Source organism: Candidatus Sysuiplasma jiujiangense, assembly GCA_019721075.1.
GTDB lineage: Archaea > Thermoplasmatota > Thermoplasmata > Sysuiplasmatales > Sysuiplasmataceae > Sysuiplasma > Sysuiplasma jiujiangense.
Genome location: JAHEAD010000003.1, coordinates 44759 through 66253, shown reverse-complemented (window position 1 = coordinate 66253; position 21495 = coordinate 44759). Strand labels below are relative to the sequence as shown.

Annotated in this window: 28 protein-coding genes and 3 tRNA genes; 6 read left to right on the top strand and 25 right to left on the bottom strand. The window is 49.4% G+C overall.

The window, feature by feature from the left end; all coding sequences use genetic code 11:
- Nucleotides 1-4 precede the first annotated feature (4 nt).
- Together gyrB and KIS29_03180 are read right to left on the bottom strand one after the other, a co-directional pair.
- Nucleotides 5-1930: a DNA topoisomerase (ATP-hydrolyzing) subunit B gene (gyrB, locus tag KIS29_03185; GenBank protein ID MBX8639324.1), complete on the bottom strand. Its 1926-nt coding sequence runs from the start codon at nt 1928-1930 to the stop codon at nt 5-7.
- A 183-nt stretch (nt 1931-2113) separates the two neighbouring features.
- The gene (locus KIS29_03180; GenBank protein MBX8639323.1) at nt 2114-3043 is read right to left on the bottom strand and encodes a GNAT family N-acetyltransferase; all 930 of its coding nucleotides are present in this window, start codon (nt 3041-3043) and stop codon (nt 2114-2116) included.
- A 78-nt stretch (nt 3044-3121) separates the two neighbouring features.
- Between KIS29_03180 and KIS29_03175 the strand changes: the two genes are divergently transcribed.
- Nucleotides 3122-4117: a zinc-binding alcohol dehydrogenase family protein gene (locus KIS29_03175; protein MBX8639322.1), complete on the top strand. Its 996-nt coding sequence runs from the start codon at nt 3122-3124 to the stop codon at nt 4115-4117.
- Here the strand turns inward: KIS29_03175 and KIS29_03170 are convergent.
- From KIS29_03170 to KIS29_03160, 3 genes are all read right to left on the bottom strand, one after another.
- The gene (locus tag KIS29_03170) at nt 4110-4583 is read right to left on the bottom strand and encodes a universal stress protein (GenBank protein MBX8639321.1); all 474 of its coding nucleotides are present in this window, start codon (nt 4581-4583) and stop codon (nt 4110-4112) included. The genes KIS29_03175 and KIS29_03170 overlap by 8 nt on opposite strands.
- A 104-nt stretch (nt 4584-4687) precedes the next feature.
- On the bottom strand, nt 4688-5086 hold the full coding sequence (locus tag KIS29_03165) for a hypothetical protein (GenBank protein MBX8639320.1): 399 nt from the start codon (nt 5084-5086) through the stop codon (nt 4688-4690).
- Nucleotides 5087-5163: 77 nt separating this feature from the next.
- Nucleotides 5164-5237: transfer RNA gene (locus tag KIS29_03160), tRNA-Thr, on the bottom strand.
- Nucleotides 5238-5366: 129 nt separating this feature from the next.
- Here KIS29_03160 and KIS29_03155 point away from each other — a divergent pair.
- Entirely contained in the window at nt 5367-6599 is a 1233-nt protein-coding gene (locus KIS29_03155; protein ID MBX8639319.1) for an MFS transporter, read from the top strand.
- 66 nt (nt 6600-6665) lie between these two features.
- Nucleotides 6666-8708 (top strand): DUF835 domain-containing protein, encoded by a 2043-nt coding sequence (locus KIS29_03150; GenBank protein ID MBX8639318.1) that lies wholly within the window; start codon nt 6666-6668, stop codon nt 8706-8708.
- On the opposite strand, the gene KIS29_03145 is transcribed toward KIS29_03150, so the two are convergent.
- The 3 genes from KIS29_03145 to KIS29_03135 form a co-directional block, all read right to left on the bottom strand.
- Nucleotides 8709-8796 (bottom strand) — tRNA-Asn (locus KIS29_03145).
- Between the two features lie 55 nt (nt 8797-8851).
- Nucleotides 8852-9166 carry a hypothetical protein gene (locus KIS29_03140; GenBank protein MBX8639317.1) on the bottom strand — a complete coding sequence of 105 codons (315 nt, stop codon included), beginning with the start codon at nt 9164-9166 and terminating at the stop codon, nt 8852-8854.
- 85 nt (nt 9167-9251) lie between these two features.
- Nucleotides 9252-10226 (bottom strand): ROK family protein, encoded by a 975-nt coding sequence (locus tag KIS29_03135; GenBank protein MBX8639316.1) that lies wholly within the window; start codon nt 10224-10226, stop codon nt 9252-9254.
- 100 nt (nt 10227-10326) lie between these two features.
- Here KIS29_03135 and KIS29_03130 point away from each other — a divergent pair, with 100 nt between their 5' ends.
- Complete coding sequence (locus KIS29_03130; GenBank protein MBX8639315.1) at nt 10327-10569, top strand: hypothetical protein; 243 nt, start codon at nt 10327-10329, stop codon at nt 10567-10569.
- Between the two features lie 56 nt (nt 10570-10625).
- On the opposite strand, the gene KIS29_03125 is transcribed toward KIS29_03130, so the two are convergent.
- From KIS29_03125 to KIS29_03110, 4 genes are all read right to left on the bottom strand, one after another.
- Nucleotides 10626-11411: a nucleotidyltransferase domain-containing protein gene (locus KIS29_03125; protein MBX8639314.1), complete on the bottom strand. Its 786-nt coding sequence runs from the start codon at nt 11409-11411 to the stop codon at nt 10626-10628.
- An 84-nt stretch (nt 11412-11495) separates the two neighbouring features.
- A complete protein-coding gene (locus KIS29_03120; protein MBX8639313.1) occupies nt 11496-11660 on the bottom strand; it encodes a cysteine-rich CWC family protein in 165 nt (54 codons plus the stop codon).
- A 449-nt stretch (nt 11661-12109) separates the two neighbouring features.
- A complete protein-coding gene (locus KIS29_03115) occupies nt 12110-12496 on the bottom strand; it encodes a PIN domain-containing protein (GenBank protein MBX8639312.1) in 387 nt (128 codons plus the stop codon).
- The gene (locus tag KIS29_03110; GenBank protein ID MBX8639311.1) at nt 12483-12719 is read right to left on the bottom strand and encodes an AbrB/MazE/SpoVT family DNA-binding domain-containing protein; all 237 of its coding nucleotides are present in this window, start codon (nt 12717-12719) and stop codon (nt 12483-12485) included. The genes KIS29_03115 and KIS29_03110 overlap by 14 nt, the downstream gene beginning before the upstream one ends.
- Before the next feature lie 450 nt (nt 12720-13169).
- Here KIS29_03110 and KIS29_03105 point away from each other — a divergent pair, with 450 nt between their 5' ends.
- Nucleotides 13170-13619, top strand: a complete 450-nt coding sequence (locus tag KIS29_03105) for a glyoxalase (protein ID MBX8639310.1) — start codon at nt 13170-13172, stop codon at nt 13617-13619.
- Nucleotides 13620-13839: 220 nt separating this feature from the next.
- Here KIS29_03105 and KIS29_03100 read toward each other — a convergent pair whose 3' ends face one another.
- The 8 genes from KIS29_03100 to KIS29_03065 form a co-directional block, all read right to left on the bottom strand.
- Nucleotides 13840-14313: a PIN domain-containing protein gene (locus tag KIS29_03100; protein MBX8639309.1), complete on the bottom strand. Its 474-nt coding sequence runs from the start codon at nt 14311-14313 to the stop codon at nt 13840-13842.
- Complete coding sequence (locus tag KIS29_03095; protein MBX8639308.1) at nt 14273-14539, bottom strand: AbrB/MazE/SpoVT family DNA-binding domain-containing protein; 267 nt, start codon at nt 14537-14539, stop codon at nt 14273-14275. Before KIS29_03095 ends, KIS29_03100 begins: the two co-directional genes overlap by 41 nt.
- Before the next feature lie 307 nt (nt 14540-14846).
- Nucleotides 14847-15230, bottom strand: a complete 384-nt coding sequence (locus KIS29_03090; GenBank protein ID MBX8639307.1) for a type II toxin-antitoxin system VapC family toxin — start codon at nt 15228-15230, stop codon at nt 14847-14849.
- A 1-nt stretch (nt 15231) separates the two neighbouring features.
- Nucleotides 15232-15462: an antitoxin gene (locus tag KIS29_03085; GenBank protein MBX8639306.1), complete on the bottom strand. Its 231-nt coding sequence runs from the start codon at nt 15460-15462 to the stop codon at nt 15232-15234.
- A gap of 128 nt (nt 15463-15590) precedes the next feature.
- Nucleotides 15591-15661 (bottom strand) — tRNA-Gly (locus KIS29_03080).
- A gap of 4 nt (nt 15662-15665) precedes the next feature.
- Nucleotides 15666-15920, bottom strand: coding sequence for a UPF0147 family protein (locus KIS29_03075; protein MBX8639305.1), 255 nt, complete (start codon nt 15918-15920; stop codon nt 15666-15668).
- A gap of 205 nt (nt 15921-16125) precedes the next feature.
- Nucleotides 16126-16464 (bottom strand): Lrp/AsnC family transcriptional regulator, encoded by a 339-nt coding sequence (locus KIS29_03070; protein ID MBX8639304.1) that lies wholly within the window; start codon nt 16462-16464, stop codon nt 16126-16128.
- Nucleotides 16465-16487: 23 nt separating this feature from the next.
- Entirely contained in the window at nt 16488-16769 is a 282-nt protein-coding gene (locus KIS29_03065; protein ID MBX8639303.1) for a hypothetical protein, read from the bottom strand.
- Between the two features lie 97 nt (nt 16770-16866).
- Here KIS29_03065 and endA point away from each other — a divergent pair, with 97 nt between their 5' ends.
- On the top strand, nt 16867-17931 hold the full coding sequence (gene endA, locus KIS29_03060) for a tRNA-intron lyase (protein ID MBX8639302.1): 1065 nt from the start codon (nt 16867-16869) through the stop codon (nt 17929-17931).
- A gap of 9 nt (nt 17932-17940) precedes the next feature.
- Here endA and KIS29_03055 read toward each other — a convergent pair whose 3' ends face one another.
- The 5 genes from KIS29_03055 to KIS29_03035 all read right to left on the bottom strand — a co-directional run bounded on the left by KIS29_03055 (nt 17941) and on the right by KIS29_03035 (nt 21204).
- On the bottom strand, nt 17941-18903 hold the full coding sequence (locus tag KIS29_03055) for a transcription initiation factor IIB (GenBank protein ID MBX8639301.1): 963 nt from the start codon (nt 18901-18903) through the stop codon (nt 17941-17943).
- Nucleotides 18839-19117: a hypothetical protein gene (locus KIS29_03050; GenBank protein MBX8639300.1), complete on the bottom strand. Its 279-nt coding sequence runs from the start codon at nt 19115-19117 to the stop codon at nt 18839-18841. Before KIS29_03050 ends, KIS29_03055 begins: the two co-directional genes overlap by 65 nt.
- 241 nt (nt 19118-19358) lie before the next feature.
- A complete protein-coding gene (gene rpl12p / locus KIS29_03045; GenBank protein ID MBX8639299.1) occupies nt 19359-19667 on the bottom strand; it encodes a 50S ribosomal protein P1 in 309 nt (102 codons plus the stop codon).
- Between the two features lie 38 nt (nt 19668-19705).
- Entirely contained in the window at nt 19706-20557 is an 852-nt protein-coding gene (locus tag KIS29_03040) for a 50S ribosomal protein L10 (protein MBX8639298.1), read from the bottom strand.
- A gap of 8 nt (nt 20558-20565) precedes the next feature.
- Entirely contained in the window at nt 20566-21204 is a 639-nt protein-coding gene (locus KIS29_03035; protein ID MBX8639297.1) for a 50S ribosomal protein L1, read from the bottom strand.
- Nucleotides 21205-21495 lie beyond the last annotated feature (291 nt).

Sequence of the window (21495 nt, the reverse complement as noted above, 5' to 3'; positions counted from 1 at the left end):
ACACCTACACGTCCAGGTTTTCAACCTCTGCCGCATGATTCTCGATGAACAGTCTCCTGGGCTCAACGGCGTCGCCCATCAGCGTTGTGAAGAGCATTTCCGCCTCCACCGCATCCTCCACAGTCACCTGCTTAAGGACCCTTGTTTCAGGATTCATTGTTGTAAGCCACAGCTGTTCGGGATTCATTTCGCCGAGCCCCTTGTATCTCTGGACAGTGGCATTTGCCATCTCCTTGAGTTTCTGTTCAAGTTCCCTGTCGGAGTAGACGTAGAGTTCGCTGTTCCCCTTCTTTAGCCTGTAGAGCGGCGGCTGCGCGATATAGACAAAGCCCGCCTCTATGAGCGGAGTCATGTGCCTGTAGAGGAAAGTGAGCAGCAGCGTCCTTATATGCGCACCGTCGACATCAGCATCCGTCATCAGTATGATCTTGTGGTAACGCGTCCTGCCTATGTCGAATTCGTCTCCTATTCCTGCCCCGATGGCAGTTATCAATGTCCGTATTGCCTGATTTTTAAGTATCTTGTCGAGTCGTGACTTTTCGACATTCAGTATCTTTCCGCGGAGCGGCAGGATTGCCTGAACGCTCCTGTCCCTTCCCTGCTTTGCGCTGCCGCCTGCAGAATCTCCCTCGACAACAAATATTTCGCATTTTGCAGGGTCGCGTTCACTGCAGTCAGCGAGCTTTCCAGGCAGATTTCCGCCCTCAAGCAGTCCTTTCCGTCTTGTGAGCTCCCTTGCCTTCCTTGCGGCCTCTCTTGCCTGTGATGCAAGCAGTGCCTTCCCGATTATTGCAGAAGCTGTTTTTGGATTCTCTTCAAGAAAAATACTCAGCTTCTCGTAGACTGCGGATTCCATAATTCCCCTTATTTCGCTGTTTCCCAGTTTTGTCTTTGTCTGTCCTTCGAATTGCGGCTCCGGAACCCTCAGGCTCACTATTGCCGTCAGCCCTTCCCTGACGTCTTCCCCGGTGAGCTGTTCTTCTCCTTCCTTGAGAAAATTGCATTTCCTGGCATAGTCGTTGATCGTCCTTGTGAGACCGCCCCTGAAGCCGATCAGATGCGTTCCTCCCTCGGCAGTGTTTATATTGTTTACAAAAGTATGAACGCTTTCGTTATACGAGTCGGTGTACTGCATCGCAATTTCAATCTGTACGCCGTCAGATGACGCCGAGAGGTAGACAGGTTCAGAGTGGAGCGGGGTCTTGGCCGCGTTCAGATATTTTACAAAATCGACGATGCCGCCCTGGTAGTAGAAAATGTTCTCTTTTGGAATCCTCTCGTCGATGAATGTTATCCTCAGCCCCTTGTTGAGGTAGGCGAGCTCCCTGAGCAGCGTTTCGATTGTCATATAATCGAACGATACTTCGGTGAATATGGTCGCATCGGGCTTGAAATGTATCATTGTTCCGGTCTTCAGTTTTCCCTCCTGGTCGTACAGGCCCAGTGTCGCGTCCCTTGTAATCATCGGGGCAGTCATTACGCCCCGTTCAAAATGAAGGTAGTGCTCCCTGCCGTCGCGCCATACAAAAGCTTCCAGCCATTCGGACAGCGAATTTACGACTGAAAGACCAACGCCATGCAGTCCTCCCGAAACCTGGTAACTTTTCTTGTCAAATTTGCCGCCGGCGTGCAGTGTTGACATGACGATTTCCATTGCCGATCTGCCGTATTTCGGATGTATGTCCGTCGGTATGCCGCGTCCGTCATCCCTGACGGATACCGACCCGTCGCGAAATATCTTCACCTCAACATTGCTGCAGTAGCCTGCCATCGCTTCGTCTATGCTGTTGTCCAGTATTTCGTACACGAGGTGGTGCAGTCCTCTGTGGTCAGTGCTTCCTATGTACATGCTGGGTCTTTTTCTGACAGCCTGCAACCCTTCCAGAACCTGGATGCTGTCAGCATTGTAGCTGTTTTCCTGCAGTTGAATCACATCCTGTTGTTAGAGCCTTTTTCCCTTCCCTTATCCGGCTGAAAACCGCGATTTTTCGATGGCTGCCAACACTATAATCTGAGCCTATAAATAACCTATCGGAATACGGCGATCCGGCACAATTTACGAAATTAGTAATATTTAAATACCACAAGGCTGGAAACATATTCCGCGGAACAGTTATTTGACCGCATTTTCCGCCATGCTCTTCCTTACGTAGTATGTCCCGGACCTCAACTCACTGAAGCCAAGCTGCTTATAGAGCGCAAATGCCCCGAGATTCTCTTCAGACACCCAGAGAGACATCTCCTTCTTCCTGAGCAGAGCAGCCTCCTTCATTGCCCTGGTTATCAGGAAACGTCCCAGTCCCTTTCTCCTGTAATTTTGCGATACGCTCAGATCTGCAAGAAATGCCTTGTCACCCATGTCGGTAACGGCAATCATCGCAATCGGGTTACCGTCGTTCACTGCACATACGGATGCGTTCTTTATCACCGGTCCGTAGTCCCCCGTAAGAAGAGAATGCATCATCTTCTCATTTTCCTCTGCACTGTTCGCGAAGAGGCCCTCATCGGGCGTGTTCCTGTAGCTTTCCCAGTCGAGTCTTGAAAGGACGCTTTCAGTGAAATCCGTTATAGGGACAAGAGCAAACGAGCCTTCCGGCTCAGTCGCCTCCGGTATGTCTGCCAGACCCCTTGACATTTCGATTCTTTTCTTCTTCTGAAATCCGAGGCCGGCGCATACGGATGTCATCGTCTCTTCAGGTATATTCGGATGTATTCCGCTGATTCTCAGCCATGAGCTTGGGGAGAGCCGGCTGACATATTCTCTGACAAGCAAAAGCAGCGCTTCCCTGTCAACTTCCTCGTTTTCCCACGACACAAATGAGAAACCCCTTCCCTCCTTCTGGCTGAACACGGCAATGCCCAGGATCCTGTTCCCATCGACGGCCGCATAGCAGTATTCCTGCCTGTTCTTTATCGAGTCTATCTTTTCTTCTGCCCATTGCGCTGGAAGATCCTCTCCGGAAGCTCTTACCAGCTCGCCGAACTGGATTATGAACTTCTTTATGTCCGTAACAGCCGGGTTGACTTCCTGAACGCCTATCATGCATTGGGGATTGAGCCATCCGATAAAAAACTATTAGTTCCAGAACTGTTAATTTTTATCTGTGTTACGATGAAGGCAATGACTCTTGCGAGCAGAAAGACGGGTTACTGGCTGGAGCAGGAAGATGTCGAAATCGGCAATCCCGCGGAAGGGGAAGTGCTTGTGAAGGTGGAAAACTGCGGTGTCTGCAGAACAGACCTGCACATCGCCGAGGGCGATCTCGGCGTGACAGACAAACGGCTGATTCCCGGGCATGAGGGCATCGGACGGGTCGTTGCCACAGGCAGCGGTGTTACTGAGGTTGAAGCGGGTGAAAGGGTCGGAGTGCCCTGGCTTCACGGCACATGCGGCAGATGCGAATACTGTGTTTCCGGAAGGGAAAATCTGTGCCCGGAAAAGATTTTTACCGGCTATACCGTAAACGGCGCATTCGCCGAGTTTGTTCTTGCCCGTTCCTCCTATGTATTGCGCATACCGGATGAAATTTCCTCCGCGCAGGCTGCACCGCTGATGTGTTCCGGTATTATCGGTTACCGCGCATTCAAGATTGCAAGACCCTCGCCCGGCGGGAAAATAGGTATATTCGGTTTTGGCAGTTCGGCTCATATAATCTGCCAGGTCGCATACATGCTCGGCTATGAAGTTGCCGCCGTGTCCAGATCCGAAGAACACCTGGAGCTAGCGCGGAGGCTTGGTGCCTCCGGGTCATTTGTATCGGGCGATGCCCCTTCAGCCCTCAGGGAAAAACTTGATTCTGCCCTGCTCTTTGCACCGAGCGGTATTGCAATGAAAGATGCACTTGAATGCCTGAAGCCCGGCGGCACGCTCTCGATACCGCTGATTCATATGAATGCGGTATCGGATATGGATTATGAGAAGCATCTGTTCCATGAAAAGAAGGTTATAACGGTAGAGGCAAACACGAGGGCAGACGCGAATGAATTTATGAGACTTGCAGGTAGTTTGAAAATCAGGAGCGTCCTGGAGGAATATCCGATGCTCCGGGCAAATGAGGCGCTCCTCGCTCTCAGGGAATCGAGAATAAACGGTGCCGCAGTACTGGACATCACTTGACGATCATCACCGATACAGGCGAATCGGCGGCAACTCTCTGTGAAACGGAACCGAAGAAAATACCTCTCCTGAACCCCCTCCCCCTGTTTCCCAGGACGATCAGATCCGGTTTCACCGAATCGGCTGTCTGTATTATTGCCCTTACCGGATCTGCTTCCTTGACTATTCCCTCAACATTCAGTATACCGTTCGCCTTCGCATGCGCGACTGCATGATTTATGAGCTGTTTCGCTTCCCTCAGCTCCTCTTCCTGCTTCTCGATGACCATGATGCCAGTCTGCGGTGCATCACCGCTGACGCGCAGCAGCACCGGGTTCACGGCGTTGAGTATGTAAAGCTTGCCTTCCTTGTTGCTGCTCAGAAGACGGAAGGAGAACTCAAGCGCTTTCATGGATTTCTTTGATGAGTCGATGGCGACAAGAACCGATTTGAGTTTGAGGGGGTTAGAGACAGTATTCTTCTCCATATGGAGAGTGTATCGAAGCATACAGTAAAAAACTATTGTGTGCCTTTCATCATGACGGGCGCAGGTTTTAATCTTAAGTTATCCTCTCTCCTCCGGCCCAAGTTTCACGTCATATCCGTTTGTGATGACGTAATCCTGCCAGCCGAACAGACATGTAACCATCTCCCGGCCCTAAATCCGGTGTGCAGCGATTCGACAACCTGCCAGACTGCAATGTCCCGCACCACTTCGCCCAGAGGAATCTCAGGCCTGTACGAGTCGACTTTCATCCACCCAAGCCGGGTAGGCTCGAACGAAAGCCAGAAGTTTCTGATAAGAAATTCGCCCTGTCTCAGCCGGGCTAAGGCTGCATCATTATATCTGACGTTATCTTCGCCGAATTGTCCACTGGGCCGGCTAGCCGGTAACCACCGGCGATTAGCGTGATCCTGAACTGACCCGGGTATTATTGAAGACAAACCGGTCATCAGAATGATAAACGTTTTGCGGAGTTCAGTTACCAAGACATGCTGCACATGCATTAGTCTCTCCGGTTCCTGAGTTCTTTTTATGGCACACTTCCATATGAACCGTTGTCAGTAGCCACTGGAGGGATTTGAACCCCCGACCTACGGTTTACGAAACCGTCGCTCTAGCCATCTGAGCTACAGTGGCTTCCGGCCCGGACTAAGATTTGAAAGTATTTTTTATGTTCGCTGCCTTTCAGGCAGCATTGAATTTCAATCTTTCCGCCGTTTTACGATGACAAAGGCATATTATTCCGGATCCCGGATTGGCGGAAGGATGAGTCGCGGAAATTATTCTGCACTGTTCCAGGACCGAAACTTCCTCAGATTCTGGGCATCCACCCTTTCGGCCGATCTGGGATACGGCATGTTCGAGCTGGCAATTACATGGCTTGTCATAACGACGAGTCATTCTGCCGCAGTCACAGGCGGTGTCCTGTTTGTTGAATTTTCAACATATTCGCTTACCGCCGTGGTCGGGCCGCTCATAGACAGCACATCAAACAAAAAGCTGTTTATCACGAAGGTATTTCCGATACAGGCCGGCATTGCAGTCATCGTAACCGTACTGATAATTTTCAGGGCTGTGACAGTCCCGCTCATTCTGCTTATTGCATTCCTTATGGCATTTCTCTGGGATTTTCCCTGGCTTGCGCAATCAGCGATGCTCCCGCTGATTCTGAAGAGGCAGAAGTTGCTCCAGGCAAACTCGCTGATGCAGGCGTTTGGTGGCGGCTCAACAATATTCATCAACGCGCTTGCGGGCATTGTCATCGCGATTGTGGGTGTCCAGGGTGTTTCAACAATTTATGCGATTACTTTTCTGGCTTCGGCTGCGATTATGAGGACAGTCAATGTCCCGCATACGGAAAAACGCTCCCTCTCTGCCGGTGCCCTCTCTTCCAGCCTGATCGAGGGATGGAGATATGTTATGCATGGCGCAAGAAAGGATCTCAGAGAGCTCTTCTTCGTCTCGGGATTGCAGGGATTTTTCTCTGTCGCACCGATTCTCCTGATAACGGTCATATCGTTCACCTATCTGCATGACGATGTGACCGAGTACGGAATACTCAATGCACTGCTCCTTGCGGGCGGTTTTGCCGGCAATTTCATTTTTGGCAAGCTGAATCCTACACCGAGAATTGGCCGCGTAATGCTGCTGACCACTTTTGTCGAAGGCTTTCTGATAGCGCTCAGCCCGGTGACAGTGCACAGTATTGTGCTTACTGACATGATATGGTTCCTGGTAGGCTCTTTCGATCCGATTTTTTACAACGGTTATAACTCATATATTCAGTCCACTGTCGATCACGACCATATGGCAAGGGTGAAGGGCAACGCATACCTTCTCCGCGGAATGGGAAGGGGAGGCGGGAACCTCGCACTAGGCATACTTATTCTCTATTCGGGTCTTGCCGCCGGTGCCGAAATATTCGGTTTTGCGCTTGCGCTGCTTGCTGCCTTTCTGCTGCTGGCACGTTCAGAGATTAGCAAAATGGGCTATGTCTGATTATCACATCTCAAATTCAAAAGAATGATGTTTTTAATGACGACAAGTTTCAGATCATGAAATTTCATGCAACTGGATAGCGATCGCTCAAGAACGAATGCCATCAGGACGGTTTCAGGCGGAGCAGACAGCATGAAGACACTGTCCGATGAACTCAAGAAAGGCAGGCATTCAGCAGTCATTATACTCGAACGCTCAGAAGGCAGGGAGAAAATCCGCGGCTACATATCCTTCAAAAACGGTTCCGTTTCAGAGGCACTTTACAAGAAATCGCTTCCCGAAGGGACAGTTGAGGCAAAGCAGGGAAGAGAGGCACTGAAAAATGTCTGGCATGAGGCGCTTAATAAAATGAGCAAGCTCAGGGTATATTACATTCCCGGCCAGGAGGCCGGACCCGCCGTTGAGCCATCCGTGCCGGAGCATACGGAAAGGCAAAAAAAATTTAAAAAATTGAAAGACAGGGCGGCAGACAGGACCGTGGTTTCTCCGAAAGAGTCGATCGCCAGGGGTGCCGGAACAATCGGACGGGAGGCATCAGGCAATGAAGGCGAAACGACCTATTCCTGGAGCGGGACCGAAGCGGCCGATGCCGGAGAGGATGTTTCCGGCGCCATCCGGCAAAAGCCAGACAAACGCATCGACGGTGCGATTACTTCTTCAATGAAAGTGGAGCAGATCGGAAAAGGGCCTGCAGAAGACGACAGGCGCAGGGCAAAAAAGCAGTCAGGATCTGGCGGCAATTATTCAGAGGTTCAGGGAGATTACGACGGCGTCTACTCACTTGTATTCGGAGCTGAAAAGACGGTCAACGGTTCAAACCTTTGCCCGAGTTGCAACAGCAGGATGTCCGGAGGCATCTGCAGTTCATGCGGCTACTCCACCAGGAATGCCGTCCATAGCGGTCTGAATCCGTCAATGCAGTTTTCAAACTATGTTGTCGGAGCAGGGAACAAATTCCCGTATGCCGCATCTCTTTCAATAGCCAACGGGGAGGAGGAAAACTACAACCCTCTGTATGTCTATTCCGCATCCGGTCTGGGAAAGACTCACCTGCTCAACGCCATTGGCAACAGATTTGTTTCACAGAATCGGGGCGCCCACGTGTTCTATACAGGAGCAGAAAGATTCTGTGACGAGGTTGCCGAAAGCCGTAGATCCGGCGGCCGCGATTCTGCAGTCAAGAGATACAGTAACCTTGATCTGTTTCTTCTCGACGATATTCAGTTTCTGGCGGGAAAGGAGGAGGCACAGGCCGAATTCCTTGCCGTGATGAGCTCAATGCTGAAGGAGGGCAAGCATGTTGTCTGCGCATCGGACAGGCTGCCAAAGGAGATCAAAGGTCTCGACGGACAGATTGCTTCCAGGCTCGAGTCGGGTCTTATCGTGGACATACGCAGGCCTGACTTTGAAATGCGGGAGAGAATACTTGACATGAAGATCAAGCAGGAGAACTATTCAGTGCCCGCTGCCGTTGTTAAATTCATAGCCGAGTCCTTTGAAGAAAATATCAGGGAACTTACAGGCGCCCTGAACAGGATTGTAGCGTACAGTGTTCTTATGAAACTTCCCCCTTCCGTCGAAATTGCAAAAAGGATAGTTCACGGTTCACAGGAGCAGAAGAAGGAAAACAGGGAGCATGTTGAGCTCAAATCCGGTCATGGATACCTGATTGAGGAGGATCGGCCGGACCTATGCCACCTGCTGGTCCAGGAAAAGCTGTCTGAAAACTGGGCGGCGCTCGACATAACGCGGATGAACCCGTCCAGGCTGAGGAACAAATATCCGGGGCTGGCAAATGCCAGGGTTGTCTGGCTGACTGACAGGGAAAGCGAAAAGGAGACAACACTCGTTCCGTCACTTGAGAAAATAGAGTACGAAATAAAGAGTTTTCTGGAGGAATATTCCAGGGCAGGTGTCCAGGTCATTGTCAACATCGACGATCTGCAGTACGTCATCAGCAATACAAACTTTGAAGGAACCGTCCGGCTGATAAGAAGGATGATGGATGAGATGTCTGAAAGAAATTCGCTTCTTCTCGTCTCGGTTGGCAGGGAAACGCTCGGAAGACAGGAACTGGCGATACTGGAAAGAGAGATGGATGCTATTTAGTGGCGCCGTTGGACGGATTTGAACCGTCGACCTTATGGTAGCTGCATCAATTAACAGCCACACGCTCTGCCAGCTGAGCTACAACGGCAGTCACACATCGTCCAAAAGCCGAATGGTATTAAGTCTTTTTGAAGGGTCCGAGGTCATTCGCCGACTGCCAGTTTCAGCTGGTTGACTGTTTCGCTCATCTCCATGAGGACACCTTTGAGATGCTCCAGGAACGGCCTTATCTCCGATGTGGTCACCGCTCCATTCGGCGACGGAACTATAAGCCCTTCCTGTTCAAGGATTCGAAGCGAATATCTTACCTTGTGCTGCGGATAGCTGAGCTGCTCCGATAATTTGAGGATACCTATCGGCTGGCTGCCGATAATTGCCTTCAGAACGGCAACATGCCTCTTCAACAGATCTATCTCAACTTCCATCTTGCTCGTCAACAGATTCTTTTCTGGGTTCATTGGAAATGCCACCTGCCTGCCTGTCATATAGTATCCCATGTCACTTTTTAAACCTAGGTTTCCGGTTTTACATGGCGAAATGAAGTTACCGGCCCGCGAAAGCGTCGAAAACCATCTGAAGTGCGCCAAGATCGACAACATCAAGCGGTTTCTTTGAAACGAGGAGTCTTGCATTTTCGTTTGGCCCCGCGGGAATGTTCTTCCTCATGTGATGCTCGACTCTTTCACGAAGAAATTCTCCCTCGTTTGACAGTCCTCCGCCGATGACAACACTCGAAAGGCTGAGAAGCATGACTGCGGTGGATATCGACATCCCCAGATACCTGCACGCGGTATCAACAATTTCAAGGGAAAGCAGATCTCCTTTCCTTGCCTCCTCAAACACAATCCTGGCGTCGACCCTCCCTCCGTTGTCATCCGCCCTGCTCCTCAGAGATGTTCTCTCCGTCTGCAGCCTGTCGTTTGCAGCCCTCTCTATTCCCAGACCCGAAGAAAATGTTTCCAGGCATCCGTTCTTGCCGCAGTTGCATTTGGGGCCGTCTGCCAGCACAGTCGTATGGCCAATCTCCCCTGCGTTATGATTCTGCCCATGGTACGGCCTGCCTCCGATTATAATTCCCGCGCCTATGCCGGTGCTGATCGTCATATACATGAAATCTTCGCTGCTGATGCTTCCTCCATGCCTGAATTCCCCGTATGCTCCGACGTCCGCGTCATTTTCAACAATTACAGGCACCTTCATTTCCTTCTCCAGCATTGACCTTACAGGTGTTCTGCGCCAGCCTTTGATGTTTGGAGAGGTTATGATGACACCCTCCTCGCTGTTAGTAAATCCTGCGAACGCGAAGCAGATCCCCAGGCAGTCGGATATGTTCAGCTGGTTTTTGTCCATCATCCTGTGGGCCATACCGGATATTTCCGATATCATTTCATCAGGGGACTCCATTCTGTGCGTCCTGTCAACCATCCTGTCTGCAATGATGCCGGGCTGCGTGCCCAGCGAGACAGAAACCTTTGTTGCTCCCACATCGCATCCGAGTGCAAACTTCTTTTCGGCCAACTTATATGTCTCCCGCGACCAGACTACGGCGGAAAGTGTTTTCGCGAATCGCAGGGATAAACTTTAACGGATATAATCACTATGCTCCTGCGGTGAAACTGTGAATCTCAGCGCAATTGACATAGACATCCTCAAGATCGCAAGCAAAAAAGGAAAGGCTGGAATTGACAAGGAAGAGCTCCTTTTTGAGCTAGGAAAGGTTGTAAAAGGCATAGCATACGCAGACCTTGCAAAGAGGATTCACAAGCTCAGTGAGAACGAGGCGATACTTGTCGAAGAAAACGGACCTGACGATTTCACTGTATTCATAACCGAGTCCGGCTCCAGGCTGATATCTGATTGATATCTGATTCCGTGCAATGAAAAGCGGGGTGCAGTATCAAAAGGAGTCTCACAGGTTCAGCCGAAGTCGGAGAACCCCAGATCTCTCTCCGCCATGTCCCTCAGCCTGGCGCTCTTGTCAATGAGCTCGTTGCTCTCGATCCTTTTTATCTGGAACATTTCAACAAGTTCGAAATAAATGTCAGATCTCTTCAGCATATCCACGAGCTGGAATCTGATCCATTTGTCGTAGGAAATTGGATAAATTCTGCTGTAAACAAAGAGTGCCTGCAGATATTCCCTGGAGGCATTGATCAGTCTCTCCAGGCTCTGGAAATGCAGTCCTCTCCTGACGTAAAGCGGTATGTGGTCAAGGTTGTTGTAGAAATATTTCTCGATATTTGCGAGTCTTTCCTTTCTCAGCTCATCATCGTAATAGGGCAGAAATGCCCTTCCTCGTTCTTCAAATGCCCCGTCCCTGTCAAACAGCGGCACAGAGTAGACGTAAGTATTGCCCACTTCAATTTCGAAAGAGTCCGGTCCTGAAGTCCAGCCTCTCTTGCCAGGTCTGAATTTCCCATCGGTGAAGTTGAGGTCGAGGTTCGAAAATCTGCCTGTCCGTTGCAGTTCAGAACTTTCCTCCGTGGTGTTCCAGATGCTCTCTACATGCTTTGCGAAAACATCTGCATCCCGTTCATCGTCCATCATGACTGTTATGTCCAGACATGAGTCCGGGCTCGCTGATCCCCGCGCGCAGGATCCAACAAGCAGTATGGCAACGATCCTCTTCTCACTGCTGAAGAGCTCGACGAATTTAGACGCGGCTCTTGAGTGATTTCCAGTCGGGTAGGTATTTGAGGTCATTGTATGTGCATCCGTTCTTCGGCATTACGGATTTCCGCGTTTGCAGTAACGGGACTCCCGTCACTGTTATTTGTTCTGGCCGGATCATTTTTTATCCGAAATGCAATTCCGGCAGACACAATCCTCTGCTATTGAGGAAAGAATCTGTCTCCTCTGTGCGGATATGCTGATGTTTCTGCACCAGCATCCTGACAGGCCGCCGCACACAAACTCGTTCCCGCAGAGTTCGCACCTTTTATTTCGTGTCACAGCAAGCGGATATTCCGGAGGTATTGATTAAGCTTTTCCGATCGACTTTCCTGGGCACCTCTCCCGGAACGATTGTCAGGAATCCCCTGGATATTTTGCTTTTGCCAGACATATCAATAATAATTATTGTCTCATTTGTTTAATGTTTTCATCTACTGGTTACTCCGGGCGGTTGAAAAATGTAGGATGCGCTCATCACATGAGGGTGTATTTCCATTCAGCGTTCATGAAACCATCTGATCGCAGGTGAATCCGAACCAGAACTATGTGTGGCTGCCGAAATATACGCATCAAGGTTCGATTCCTTCACGGAATCATTAAGGAAATGCGGCAGACTTCTCGACCACTAATCGTGAGAGACCTGGACACCTTGCTCCGCCTGCAGGGACAAAGGCACACTCTGTGGCTGGCAATTTCCTGAGTTGGTCAGCAGTAATGAGCGCGCCTGCCTAGTAGATACGTTGTATCCCCTTGATCTTGTCGAAGTCGCTATCAAAAGACACTATTTGCCTGAATCCATCCCTGGTCATTATCGCGGCAGAAACCGAATCGGCAACAGAAAGGATTCCGTCGAACCTGAGGTGAACAGTCATGGCCAGATCCATCAATTGTCTGTCAACAGTCTCCACTGAACAGTTGTCGGCGAAATAATCATAAAGTGTCCTTGCTGCTTTTCCTCCGGCTCTGTATCCGATTGCGGTAACCGCTTCAGATACAGTCAGTGTCGAAATCTTGAACTCTTGCGGAATCCGGCTTTTGACTGCAACAGCATTACGATGCCACTGATCCTTCTTGTCGGCAAGCGCTATGAAATATGAGGAGTCAGCGACGATCACGCTTTCCCGCCTGAATTTCTTTCTTGGAAACCACCGCATCCCCGCCATGGGATGCGATGGCGATAATGTCGTCAATGCACACTTTCTTGTGCGGCAGGACTCTTATCGACTCTCCATTGACAGTCCATTCAATTGTATCACCTTCTTTGAGGCCGACTTTCCTGCGCACCTCTTTTGGAACGACTGTCAGGAATCCCCTGGATATTTTGCTTTTACTAGACATATCAAAAACAATTATTATTTTTCATATATTTAGTGTTTTCATTTACTAAGGTTGACACGTAAGCTCATAGAAGTTGACGGGCGACAAAAATGGTGAAAAAGTCTACAAGTCTACTGACCATGCTCTTCCATAAGGAAACAGGATAATTGCGCCTGTTGTTTCAACCTGAGTGTGAAGTTCCTTCCTTCAAATAAAGCTCGTCTTCCTTAAAGAAGACGAGCAGTGTCGAAACAAAACATACTTGGCATCGGAAAACGTGTGAATTGGAGCCCACTCATCGCAATCGGCTAACTGCTAATGAGTGGCTAAGGCATAAGCTGCTTCTCAGGAGATTACTCCATGAAAAACGGGATATCAGAGACGAGGGAGTCCTCCGACTACCTGTTCGATCTCTCATAGGTTCAAGAAATAGGCTATTGAGCCTATAATGCTGCAATTACAATAAGACTTATGGCATTGACCCAGCTTTCAAACTCAATGAAAATATTGTTTATAGCGGGCTTTGGACCCGTAACTGATGACTTATCCCTATCCAGGAAATTATACTCGGAGGATCTTGAAATAGAATTCAAAGAATATGAGGGGGGGTATATGCACGGTCAGAATGTTGATGGTTGCAAAGGGTTTGCCATATGGCCACTTTCATTGGCAGCAGAAGGCTGTTTTGGAAGAAAGATTTGGCCGGATGATATCCCCAGACCGCAGGCGTGGCTGGAGTTTGAAGTAGAAGATGTGAAAGCGGCCTCTGAAGAAATGAAAAGAAAGGGTCACACACTCCTCCTGGACTCGTACAAGGAGCCTTACGGTCAGATCGTCTCCAGATTTCTCAGCCCAGAAGGCATCCTGCTAGGTCTTGTTTATACCCCATGGTTGAGAGAACCCGGTAAGGAATCTCCGTAAAAATGCGTCGCATTTCTCTGGTAGGGTGTGTAGCCCTGATTTTAGACATTGCGAAAGGGGCCCCAGACTTTCCGTTCACTTTAGGTTCGAATCTCAGGCCAGTGTGGACTATGTGCGGCTGCCGGGATATACATATCAGGGTTCGAATCTGAGATTGGATGGTACATGCTTAGAGAACACGTTTAAATGACCAGCGCCATTTTGCATTAAGCGGTCGATTTCAGTCTTTAGCATGATGGACGGCTTTGGCCGTTACAATGCCGGACCTGATGGCCTTGGTTATGCTCCAGACCTCGATGATGTGCTCATCACTTATCCGATTGGAGTGTTTGTCATTGGTGATGAGGATTGCACGTTCCTGAAGGCAAGTAGCTGCATGAAGAATGTCTGCCGGATCGTTTGCAGGCATATATTTGGTACATATGGAAACGAAGTTGTTTCCAACCTGTATCATACGCGCCCTGCCGAGTAGTGCTTCAACAAGCAAGGCTGCTGTTTCGGAATGAAATTCCTCTGCATAACGCAGCATCTCCTCTACCCAAAATTCGTTTCCAACAAGTGACAAATTGTCATTCTGTATAACTTCCAGTAGGAAGCGAAGTGTGCCTGTTTCCCTGCTTGGATGCCTCACAGCAGCTACAAAGACGTTTGTATCAAGGAGAAAGGACCGGATAGGCCTTTCTGATAAGCGCATTTACGTCCTTCCTGATACGGCTGGTTATTTCATCGATGTCTTTGCCTTCCAGTTCTTTTTCAAGGCGCGCAGCTATTGATTTCACATCCAATTTCTGGAGTATTATGCGACCGCCTCCAGAGATCGTGATAAGAATCTTCGCACCTTCGTCGATTCCGGCCGCCTTTCGGATTTCCTTCGGTATTACTATCCTACCCGCCCTGTCTATGCCGGCTATTTCTTCCATTGATCTATGTATATACCATAATGCCATTTAATCTTTCTGCTGGTATAATGGTAATTTATCCGACACTCGTTGTGGATTGCAGCGCCTGGAACGGACTCTGCATTTCACGCCATACCAGTGATTGGAGCGTCTCGTTCAGGTTATTCGCATTCCAAGATATGGCGACTTAGAATCTCAGGTATCAGGACTTCACGGGAGCAACTATTCACTCCAAGTTCGAATTTTCTGCGATCTTTGAATGTGTGCGGCTCCCGGATATACGCATTAAGGTTCGAATCTGGGTTTGTGCTTCATAATTGGGATTTGCCTATTCCAGCAGTATTAGGCTTTCACCCATTGCTTCCTCAAGTTCAGAGAAGTCACTGTCTGCCGTAATGAGAGTTTCGTTGTTTGCCAGGACAATGCCGGCAATCAACACATCCGCTTCATTCTTCAATTTTCTGCGGCTCTTCAATTCTCGGTATAGGCTGCCTGACACGCGCATTGACTTGTTGTCCATGCAGTATATCCTGACTCTGTTTAATAACTCGTTGACGGTCGTTTCTTCCTTCTTAGTTCTGTAACCTTTGAGCAGTTCGTAACCAGTGATAACTGTAATTGCTATCTCGGAGTGTTTATCCGCCATAATCTCCGAAGCTTGCTGCTTCCCCCTCAGATAGTCAATAACAATGTTAGTATCGAAAATTGTCATGTTATAAACCACTTCTCGAAAACGACTCTCTTCTCTCTTTTCTGATCCGCCTATTTAGTTCGGATGCTTCCTTTTCACTCATCTTCCAAGCGCCAAACAGATCCGTGATATCTCTCTCTTTAGCCTCTAGAAGTTCAGATATGACTGCTGTGAATGACCTTGATTTCTCCCTTTCCTTGAGTTTGCTAAGTCTGTTGTACACATCCTCCGAAATCGCGATTAGCTTTGCCATGGATATAGATTAATTTATTAAGCTATAAAGATTGACCCTACCCACCACCGCTATAGGTCCAAACCCACTTCAGCCACTTGGGTGGAGACGCGGTCACCTGGTCGTGTTTGGTGCTCAGAAATACAATGTGCGGCTGCCGGGATTCGAACCCGAGTTTGAAGCTTGGGAAGCTTCAGTCCTACCACTAGACTACAGCCGCCGGTTTACTTCAGCGTTTCCAGCTGGCTCATGATATTCCAGATAATTGTCCTTCCATGCAGCGGTATGTTCGGATCGTTTGCAAGTTCGTCCAGTATGATGTTTGCGCTTGCAGATCTGACATCAAGCGCCTCATTTTTTGACATGAGCTTGTTTATTGCGTCGGTCGCCCCCTTCCTTATGTTCCGCGGAACTGAAGTGTCTTCCGCAAGCTGGTTCAAAACATCAATAATCTGCTTCATTCTCTCCTCGTTCGACATTATCAGTTCACCAACCATTTTTTATCCTGTCCTGTTTCTGCAGTCTCATTGTACCCGAATTATCTATTTTACTTTTGCATTGCCCTGCAGTGCCTTTCCCATACTGAACCTATTTAAATCTGTTGCCATACCGGCATGGGCGGGAAATACGGCCGGCAAACTGTCCGATATGTGAAGTGAATTGCCGCTTCTGATAGCTGCCAGTTCATCTTACTGCGCCGATATCCTCCATTTTTCCGTTTTCCTTGAATGCTGTTACCACCATCATAGTCTTCAGCTCCTTGACGCCCTTGATCGAGCCCAGGGTATCAACAAGGAATTTCTTCACATGCGAATAGTTGGTGAATTTCGCCTTGACCACTATATCCGCGTCTCCTGTAACCATGAAAACATCAAAAATTGCCTCATGCTTTGCGACCGTCATCGCAATGGTGTCCGCCTCCTTTGTGTCCACCTTCAGCTGCACTATTGCAGTCACGGTCTCGTTCCCGTAATACGAGCTCATCACGTTCTCCAGATCATTCTTTTCTGTATTTCCAGTCAATAAACTCACCCCTGTTACGATGTCTACTTCTTTCTGCGCATCTTTTCCCTTGTCTTCTCCACAACCTTCTTTTCGGCTTCAATGAGATCTCTGGCCAGCAAGGGGGCAGTCTTCTCAATATCCTTTGCGATCGCATCCGCCAGTGACATCAGGTCTCCGGCTATCGGCTTCCCTCCTTCAAGCAGTTTGACAGACTTTCTGGACAGGCCCTCCAGTTCTTTAACACTCTTCCTCAGTTTTTTTTCAGCTTCCTGTACTTCCTGCATTATTTTAGCCGTTATTTTTTCAACCTGATCGTGTGCCATAGCCGGTGTATAGCGATGGGTGCTTAATTTGTTTCCATCACACGGCCCGGAACTTATGGAGTGACTATTTATCAGTGACCACTGTACTGCACTTTCAATGGTCGCGACATTCCTGAAGGACTCTGCACTGATAAAGGATGAGTCGGAAGCAAGCAGGATACACAACAAGGGCTGCTTTGGCGAGCCGCAGAGCGGAGGCTCTCTCAAGCTGAACCTGCTTGAGGCGCTGTATCTCTTCGAGAGCGAAAGGCTGAATATCGCCGGTCCCGGAGGCAGGGCAATGGGCTTCGGTGAACTTGTAACATACGCTTCCAGGAGGATAAGGAATTTCGAAGTCAGGTATATTGTATACAGCGACATGAGGCGGAGCGGCGTAATCGTCAATCTTTCAGAGGATGAGGAAAACGGAATTGATTTCACCCTTTACAGAAGGGGCGACACACCCAAGAATGCATCTCCGGAAGCCTATGTGATTGTAGCATCCGAACGGCAGCTTTTCGATATAGACCTCCTTATTTCTGCCGCAAAGGGGAGCGAAGGCACCGGAAAGGAGATTGTCATGTCAGTTGTGGACGAGGAAGGCGATATCACCTACTACAGAATCAGGACACAGAAGCCCCGGGCACACGCTGCTGAAAAACTTTCCCGCCAATTTTCCGGCATACTGTTGTCCGACAGGGTAATAATTCCAGACGGCGAAGGCGCAGACACGCTGAGAGCCGAAGGCTTTTACGGTAACAGACTCGGCAGCGGGCTGCAGCTGTCTCTTATAGAAGCTGTCCATCTGATGGCGGCAAAATGCCTGAGACTTACGAGCGCAAAGACCGGGCGGCATGTTCCGCTCAACTCTCTTGTGGACCTGTCTCAAAGACTGGATCCTGCATTCGGCCAGAAGGTTTCAGTTTACGAGGATCTCAAAGGCAGGGGGTTCATTGTAAAGACGGGCTTCAAGTACGGATCGCATTTCAGGGCGTATGACGATGACCCGGAAAAGGCGCATGCGAAGTACCTGGTCATTGCCGTTCCCCCCGGTTACGTATCAACCTGGCCCGACATTTCAGGTACTGTACGGCTAGCGCATGGTGTGAGGAAAGAGATACTTTTCGCACGTACCGGCGGTTCGGCCGTAGACTATCTTGAACTCAGGAGATTTGTTCTCTGACTTGTGGACTCACAATTCGACTTCGATTCCGAGTTTTTCCGTGAGTTCCTTGTACCTGTTCCTTATGGTGACTTCCGTAACGCCTGCGACGTTTGCCACTTCCCTCTGTGTCCGTCTTTCATTTGCCGTTATGGATGAGATGTAGATGGCAGCGGCGGCAACACCGGTGGGCCCGCGTCCCGAAGTCAGCTCCCTTTTGCTCGCCTCTTTCAGTATTTCAGTGGCTCTGGCCTGGACATCACCGCTAAGTTTCAGCTCGCTGCAGAACCTCGACACGTAGTCCTGAGGCTTAGTCGGCATGAGCTTAAGTTTCAGCTCCCTGGTCATGAATCTGTATGTTCTGCCGATTTCCTTTCTTCCGACTCTGCTGGATCCTGCGACTTCGTCAAGCGTTCTCGGTACATTGCACTGCCTGCATGCTGCGTAAAGCGATGCAGCGACCACTCCCTCAATGCTCCTGCCGCGTATGAGATTGTTGTTCACTGCCTTTCTGTAGATCATTGCGGCTGTTTCCCTGACATTTCTGGGAAGCCCCATCGCTGAAGCCATCCTGTCAAGCTCCCCGAGCGCGAAGGCCAGATTTCTCTCTGTTGCATTGCTCACTCTTATTCTTCGCTGCCATTTTCTCAGTCTGTATAGCTGCGCTCTGTTCCTTGTGGGAATGCTTTTGCCGTAGCTGTCCTTGTTTTTCCATGATATTTCCGTCGACAGTCCCTTGTCGTGAATGGTGTAAGTCATCGGAGCTCCTGTACGCGCCCTTTTTTCTCCCTGCTCAACGTCGAAAGCCCTCCACTCGGGTCCCTGGTCGATCAGCTGGTCGTCTATAACGAGTCCGCACTCTTCGCAGATGAGTTCCCCTCTCTCGTAGTCCCGCACAAGATGGGTGCTTCCGCATTCAGGGCATCTCTCAACTTCTTCTGTTCCTTCCCTTGTCTCCTTTGCTCTTGCCATTCGTAACACTTTCCTCAACATACACTTCAAGGCCGCTCAGATTTCCGGTGCCGAAATTTTTCTGTGTGCTGATCAAAACGAAAGGTGCATCAACCCTTCCGATTATCTCTTTGACGAATCCGATGCTTCTCCCCCGCCTGTCGAAAACATTCTGATTTTCATCAGGAACAAATTTTGCCTCAACAACAATACGTGCTGCCGAAGAGGCACACCTGCTCACACCGAGGAGACGCATCAGTTCACCAAAAGTTTATATTCCACCACTTTGCCACTCATATATAAATGTATCTGTAAAATATATGGGACCGGGGGTATTTGTTCCTGTTCGGATGCATATTTCCATTCGAGCAGAATCATAAGCGCGGGGCGCGAATCCGCCTTTAAAAAAGCGCTCCTCCGCCCCTGCTATTGCCGGAAGAGCATGAGCTAATCGTGCAGAGAGGAAAGCATATCGGCCGGATAGGAATTCGCAGAATTCAGCCGAACAGTGCGCCAAGTCCGGCAGCAGCCTCTTCTTCCGAAACCGCCTCTTCCTTCTTTTCCTCTTTCTTCTTCTCTTCCTTCTTCTCCTGTGGAGCGTGTGCCTGCTGAGGTGCCGGCGCAGAGGATACTGCCGCACTCTTTATTGCTTCCTCTATGTTGATTCCGCTCAGGGAGGCAGTTAGAGCCTTCACTCTGGCCGGGTCAGGTTCTACGCCTGCCGCCTTTATTATGTTCGATACGCTTTCTTCGTTTATTTCCTTTCCAGCACTGTGCAGAAGCAGAGCACCGTATATGTATTCCATTTCAAATCCTTCTCCGTATCAATTCTTAGGTTACTTATTCATTTTTCTGTCTTATCCCTGAGCACAACGGCTTCGGACGCAGCCCTGGCCAGCAGCAGGCCAACTGTTTCCTTCGTTGGAATGCCTGCGGAAAGACTAAGGCCGACTGCATTGCCATGCGCTTCCCCGATAAGGTACGCGACTGTCTGGCCTGTGAAATACCTGCCTTTGACCGCGAGCGCAAACGCGCCGGAATAAGCTGTTGCGATATCATGCATGGTCTTTGTATCATCCACATTCAGAACATCCTTTCTGAATACCAGCCCGTTCTCGAATATTGCTTTCACGTCAAGGCCGGCTATCAATGGATAAATCTCAAGTTTTGTAAGTGCCGAAGCAATGCCGGGCGAGATTTGTTCCCCCGCCTTTACAAGCAGTTTGTCCTTCTTTATGACAACTTTTCCGCCTTCTATTGCGGCAGGGATGCCAGCTTTCTGTAGTTCACCTACAATGGGCCCGGGCTTGAAAGAAGTTTCTCCGGCCCTTATCTCGATATCGGATGGCGCTGTTTCACCGCCCCTGGCAGCCAGCGGTGTCTTGTTTCTTTCAAGTGTTTTGAAGAGCTTGAAGGGATTTTCCTGCGACGAAATTATTGCCGTCTGGTCATTGAATATTTCATTCTCAAGCTCTTTGAGGCCCTTCTTCTCGGTTGCCGCGTCCTCAATCGCGCGTCTCAGTATTGATCCTCTTGAAACATGAATTTCAGCGACGCCGTAGAGCTTCTTTCTGATCTGCTGGAATTGCGATGCAGGAAGCCCCCTGATGCTTGCGATGCCAACAACACGTGAATTTCTGATGGTGCTGGAAAGCGCCCTGAGGTTGTTTTCCTTCCACTCCCTGGTATGTGCCATTTTTTCACCTACATTATTCTCACGGCGGGCCCCATCGTCGTTTTGACATATGCGGAATCGAGGTTCAATTTCCCCTTTTCAAGCTTCCCGATGACCCTGTTCAGTACTGCATCCACGTTTTCGGCTATTTCCTCGGGTTTCATCCTGCGCGTTCCGACAAGCGTCTGGAACGTCCTCTTTTCCCTCGACCGGACAGTCGTTGTTTTCTTGAGTGTAGTTATTGCCGGTGCCGGATCAATGCCCGGCTGAAGCGGCTTCGGTATCTTCCCTCTGGGGCCGAGGACAACTCCCATCCTTTTACCGATGGTGGCCATCAGCGGCGCCTCTGCAACAAAATAGTCGTAGTCCCTTGCGAGTTTCTTTGCCACCTTTTTGTCATCCATGTATCTGTTGAAATCCTCAGGAGATATGATCAGGTCAGCCACGTTTTTTGCCTTCAGCGCCATCTCCGCCCCGCCGAAGAGACATACCCTGACATCCTTTCCCCTGCCGCTGGGCAGAATGATGTCCTCCTGTATTCTGTTCTTCGGTACTGAAAGATCAACATCCTTCAAATTAATGGCAATCTCAACGCTTTCCTCAAATTTCCTCTGCGGCGCTAACGAGAGTGCCTTCTTCACAGCTTCAACTGTTTCTTCATTTGCCAGACAATCACACACCTGTAGTGCGGCGAACCTTCGGTTCTCCTACAGTGAAAAGAGGTTAGCAATGGATGAATTTAAACCTTTGCCTGTCGCCTGCTTTGCTCCTGAAATACCCAAACGGAGAAAATTTAAGAGCAGATTTTTGACTTTAAGAGCAGAATGGGTTTGAGAGGGAAAGTCTTTTCCAGCAAAAAGTAGAAGACAGCATATCCAGGCATTATTATATGATGCATGTGCCTTCAAATCAATTACGACATGGTACAATACAGTGGAAATATTCGCAACAGCTTGGCG

Excerpts from the sequence above, each read along its gene's own strand:
- KIS29_03040 (MBX8639298.1), bottom strand. The coding sequence starts at position 20,557 with ATGGCACATACCAGGGAGTGGAAGGAAAACAACCTCAGGGCGCTTTCC.
- KIS29_03065 (MBX8639303.1), bottom strand. The coding sequence starts at position 16,769 with ATGGCACACGATCAGGTTGAAAAAATAACGGCTAAAATAATGCAGGAA.
- rpl12p (MBX8639299.1), bottom strand. The coding sequence starts at position 19,667 with ATGGAATACATATACGGTGCTCTGCTTCTGCACAGTGCTGGAAAGGAA.
- KIS29_03075 (MBX8639305.1), bottom strand. The coding sequence starts at position 15,920 with ATGTCGAACGAGGAGAGAATGAAGCAGATTATTGATGTTTTGAACCAG.
- KIS29_03105 (MBX8639310.1), top strand. The coding sequence starts at position 13,170 with ATGGCATTGACCCAGCTTTCAAACTCAATGAAAATATTGTTTATAGCG.
- KIS29_03055 (MBX8639301.1), bottom strand. The coding sequence starts at position 18,903 with ATGTTGAGGAAAGTGTTACGAATGGCAAGAGCAAAGGAGACAAGGGAA.
- KIS29_03085 (MBX8639306.1), bottom strand. The coding sequence starts at position 15,462 with ATGGCAAAGCTAATCGCGATTTCGGAGGATGTGTACAACAGACTTAGC.
- KIS29_03170 (MBX8639321.1), bottom strand. The coding sequence starts at position 4,583 with ATGGAGAAGAATACTGTCTCTAACCCCCTCAAACTCAAATCGGTTCTT.
- KIS29_03150 (MBX8639318.1), top strand. The coding sequence starts at position 6,666 with ATGCAACTGGATAGCGATCGCTCAAGAACGAATGCCATCAGGACGGTT.
- KIS29_03090 (MBX8639307.1), bottom strand. The coding sequence starts at position 15,230 with ATGACAATTTTCGATACTAACATTGTTATTGACTATCTGAGGGGGAAG.
- endA (MBX8639302.1), top strand. The coding sequence starts at position 16,867 with ATGGTCGCGACATTCCTGAAGGACTCTGCACTGATAAAGGATGAGTCG.
- KIS29_03155 (MBX8639319.1), top strand. The coding sequence starts at position 5,367 with ATGAGTCGCGGAAATTATTCTGCACTGTTCCAGGACCGAAACTTCCTC.
- KIS29_03180 (MBX8639323.1), bottom strand. The coding sequence starts at position 3,043 with ATGATAGGCGTTCAGGAAGTCAACCCGGCTGTTACGGACATAAAGAAG.
- KIS29_03175 (MBX8639322.1), top strand. The coding sequence starts at position 3,122 with ATGACTCTTGCGAGCAGAAAGACGGGTTACTGGCTGGAGCAGGAAGAT.
- KIS29_03100 (MBX8639309.1), bottom strand. The coding sequence starts at position 14,313 with ATGCGCTTATCAGAAAGGCCTATCCGGTCCTTTCTCCTTGATACAAAC.
- KIS29_03110 (MBX8639311.1), bottom strand. The coding sequence starts at position 12,719 with ATGTCTAGTAAAAGCAAAATATCCAGGGGATTCCTGACAGTCGTTCCA.
- KIS29_03140 (MBX8639317.1), bottom strand. The coding sequence starts at position 9,166 with ATGAACCCAGAAAAGAATCTGTTGACGAGCAAGATGGAAGTTGAGATA.
- KIS29_03125 (MBX8639314.1), bottom strand. The coding sequence starts at position 11,411 with ATGACCTCAAATACCTACCCGACTGGAAATCACTCAAGAGCCGCGTCT.
- KIS29_03050 (MBX8639300.1), bottom strand. The coding sequence starts at position 19,117 with ATGCGTCTCCTCGGTGTGAGCAGGTGTGCCTCTTCGGCAGCACGTATT.
- KIS29_03095 (MBX8639308.1), bottom strand. The coding sequence starts at position 14,539 with ATGGAAGAAATAGCCGGCATAGACAGGGCGGGTAGGATAGTAATACCG.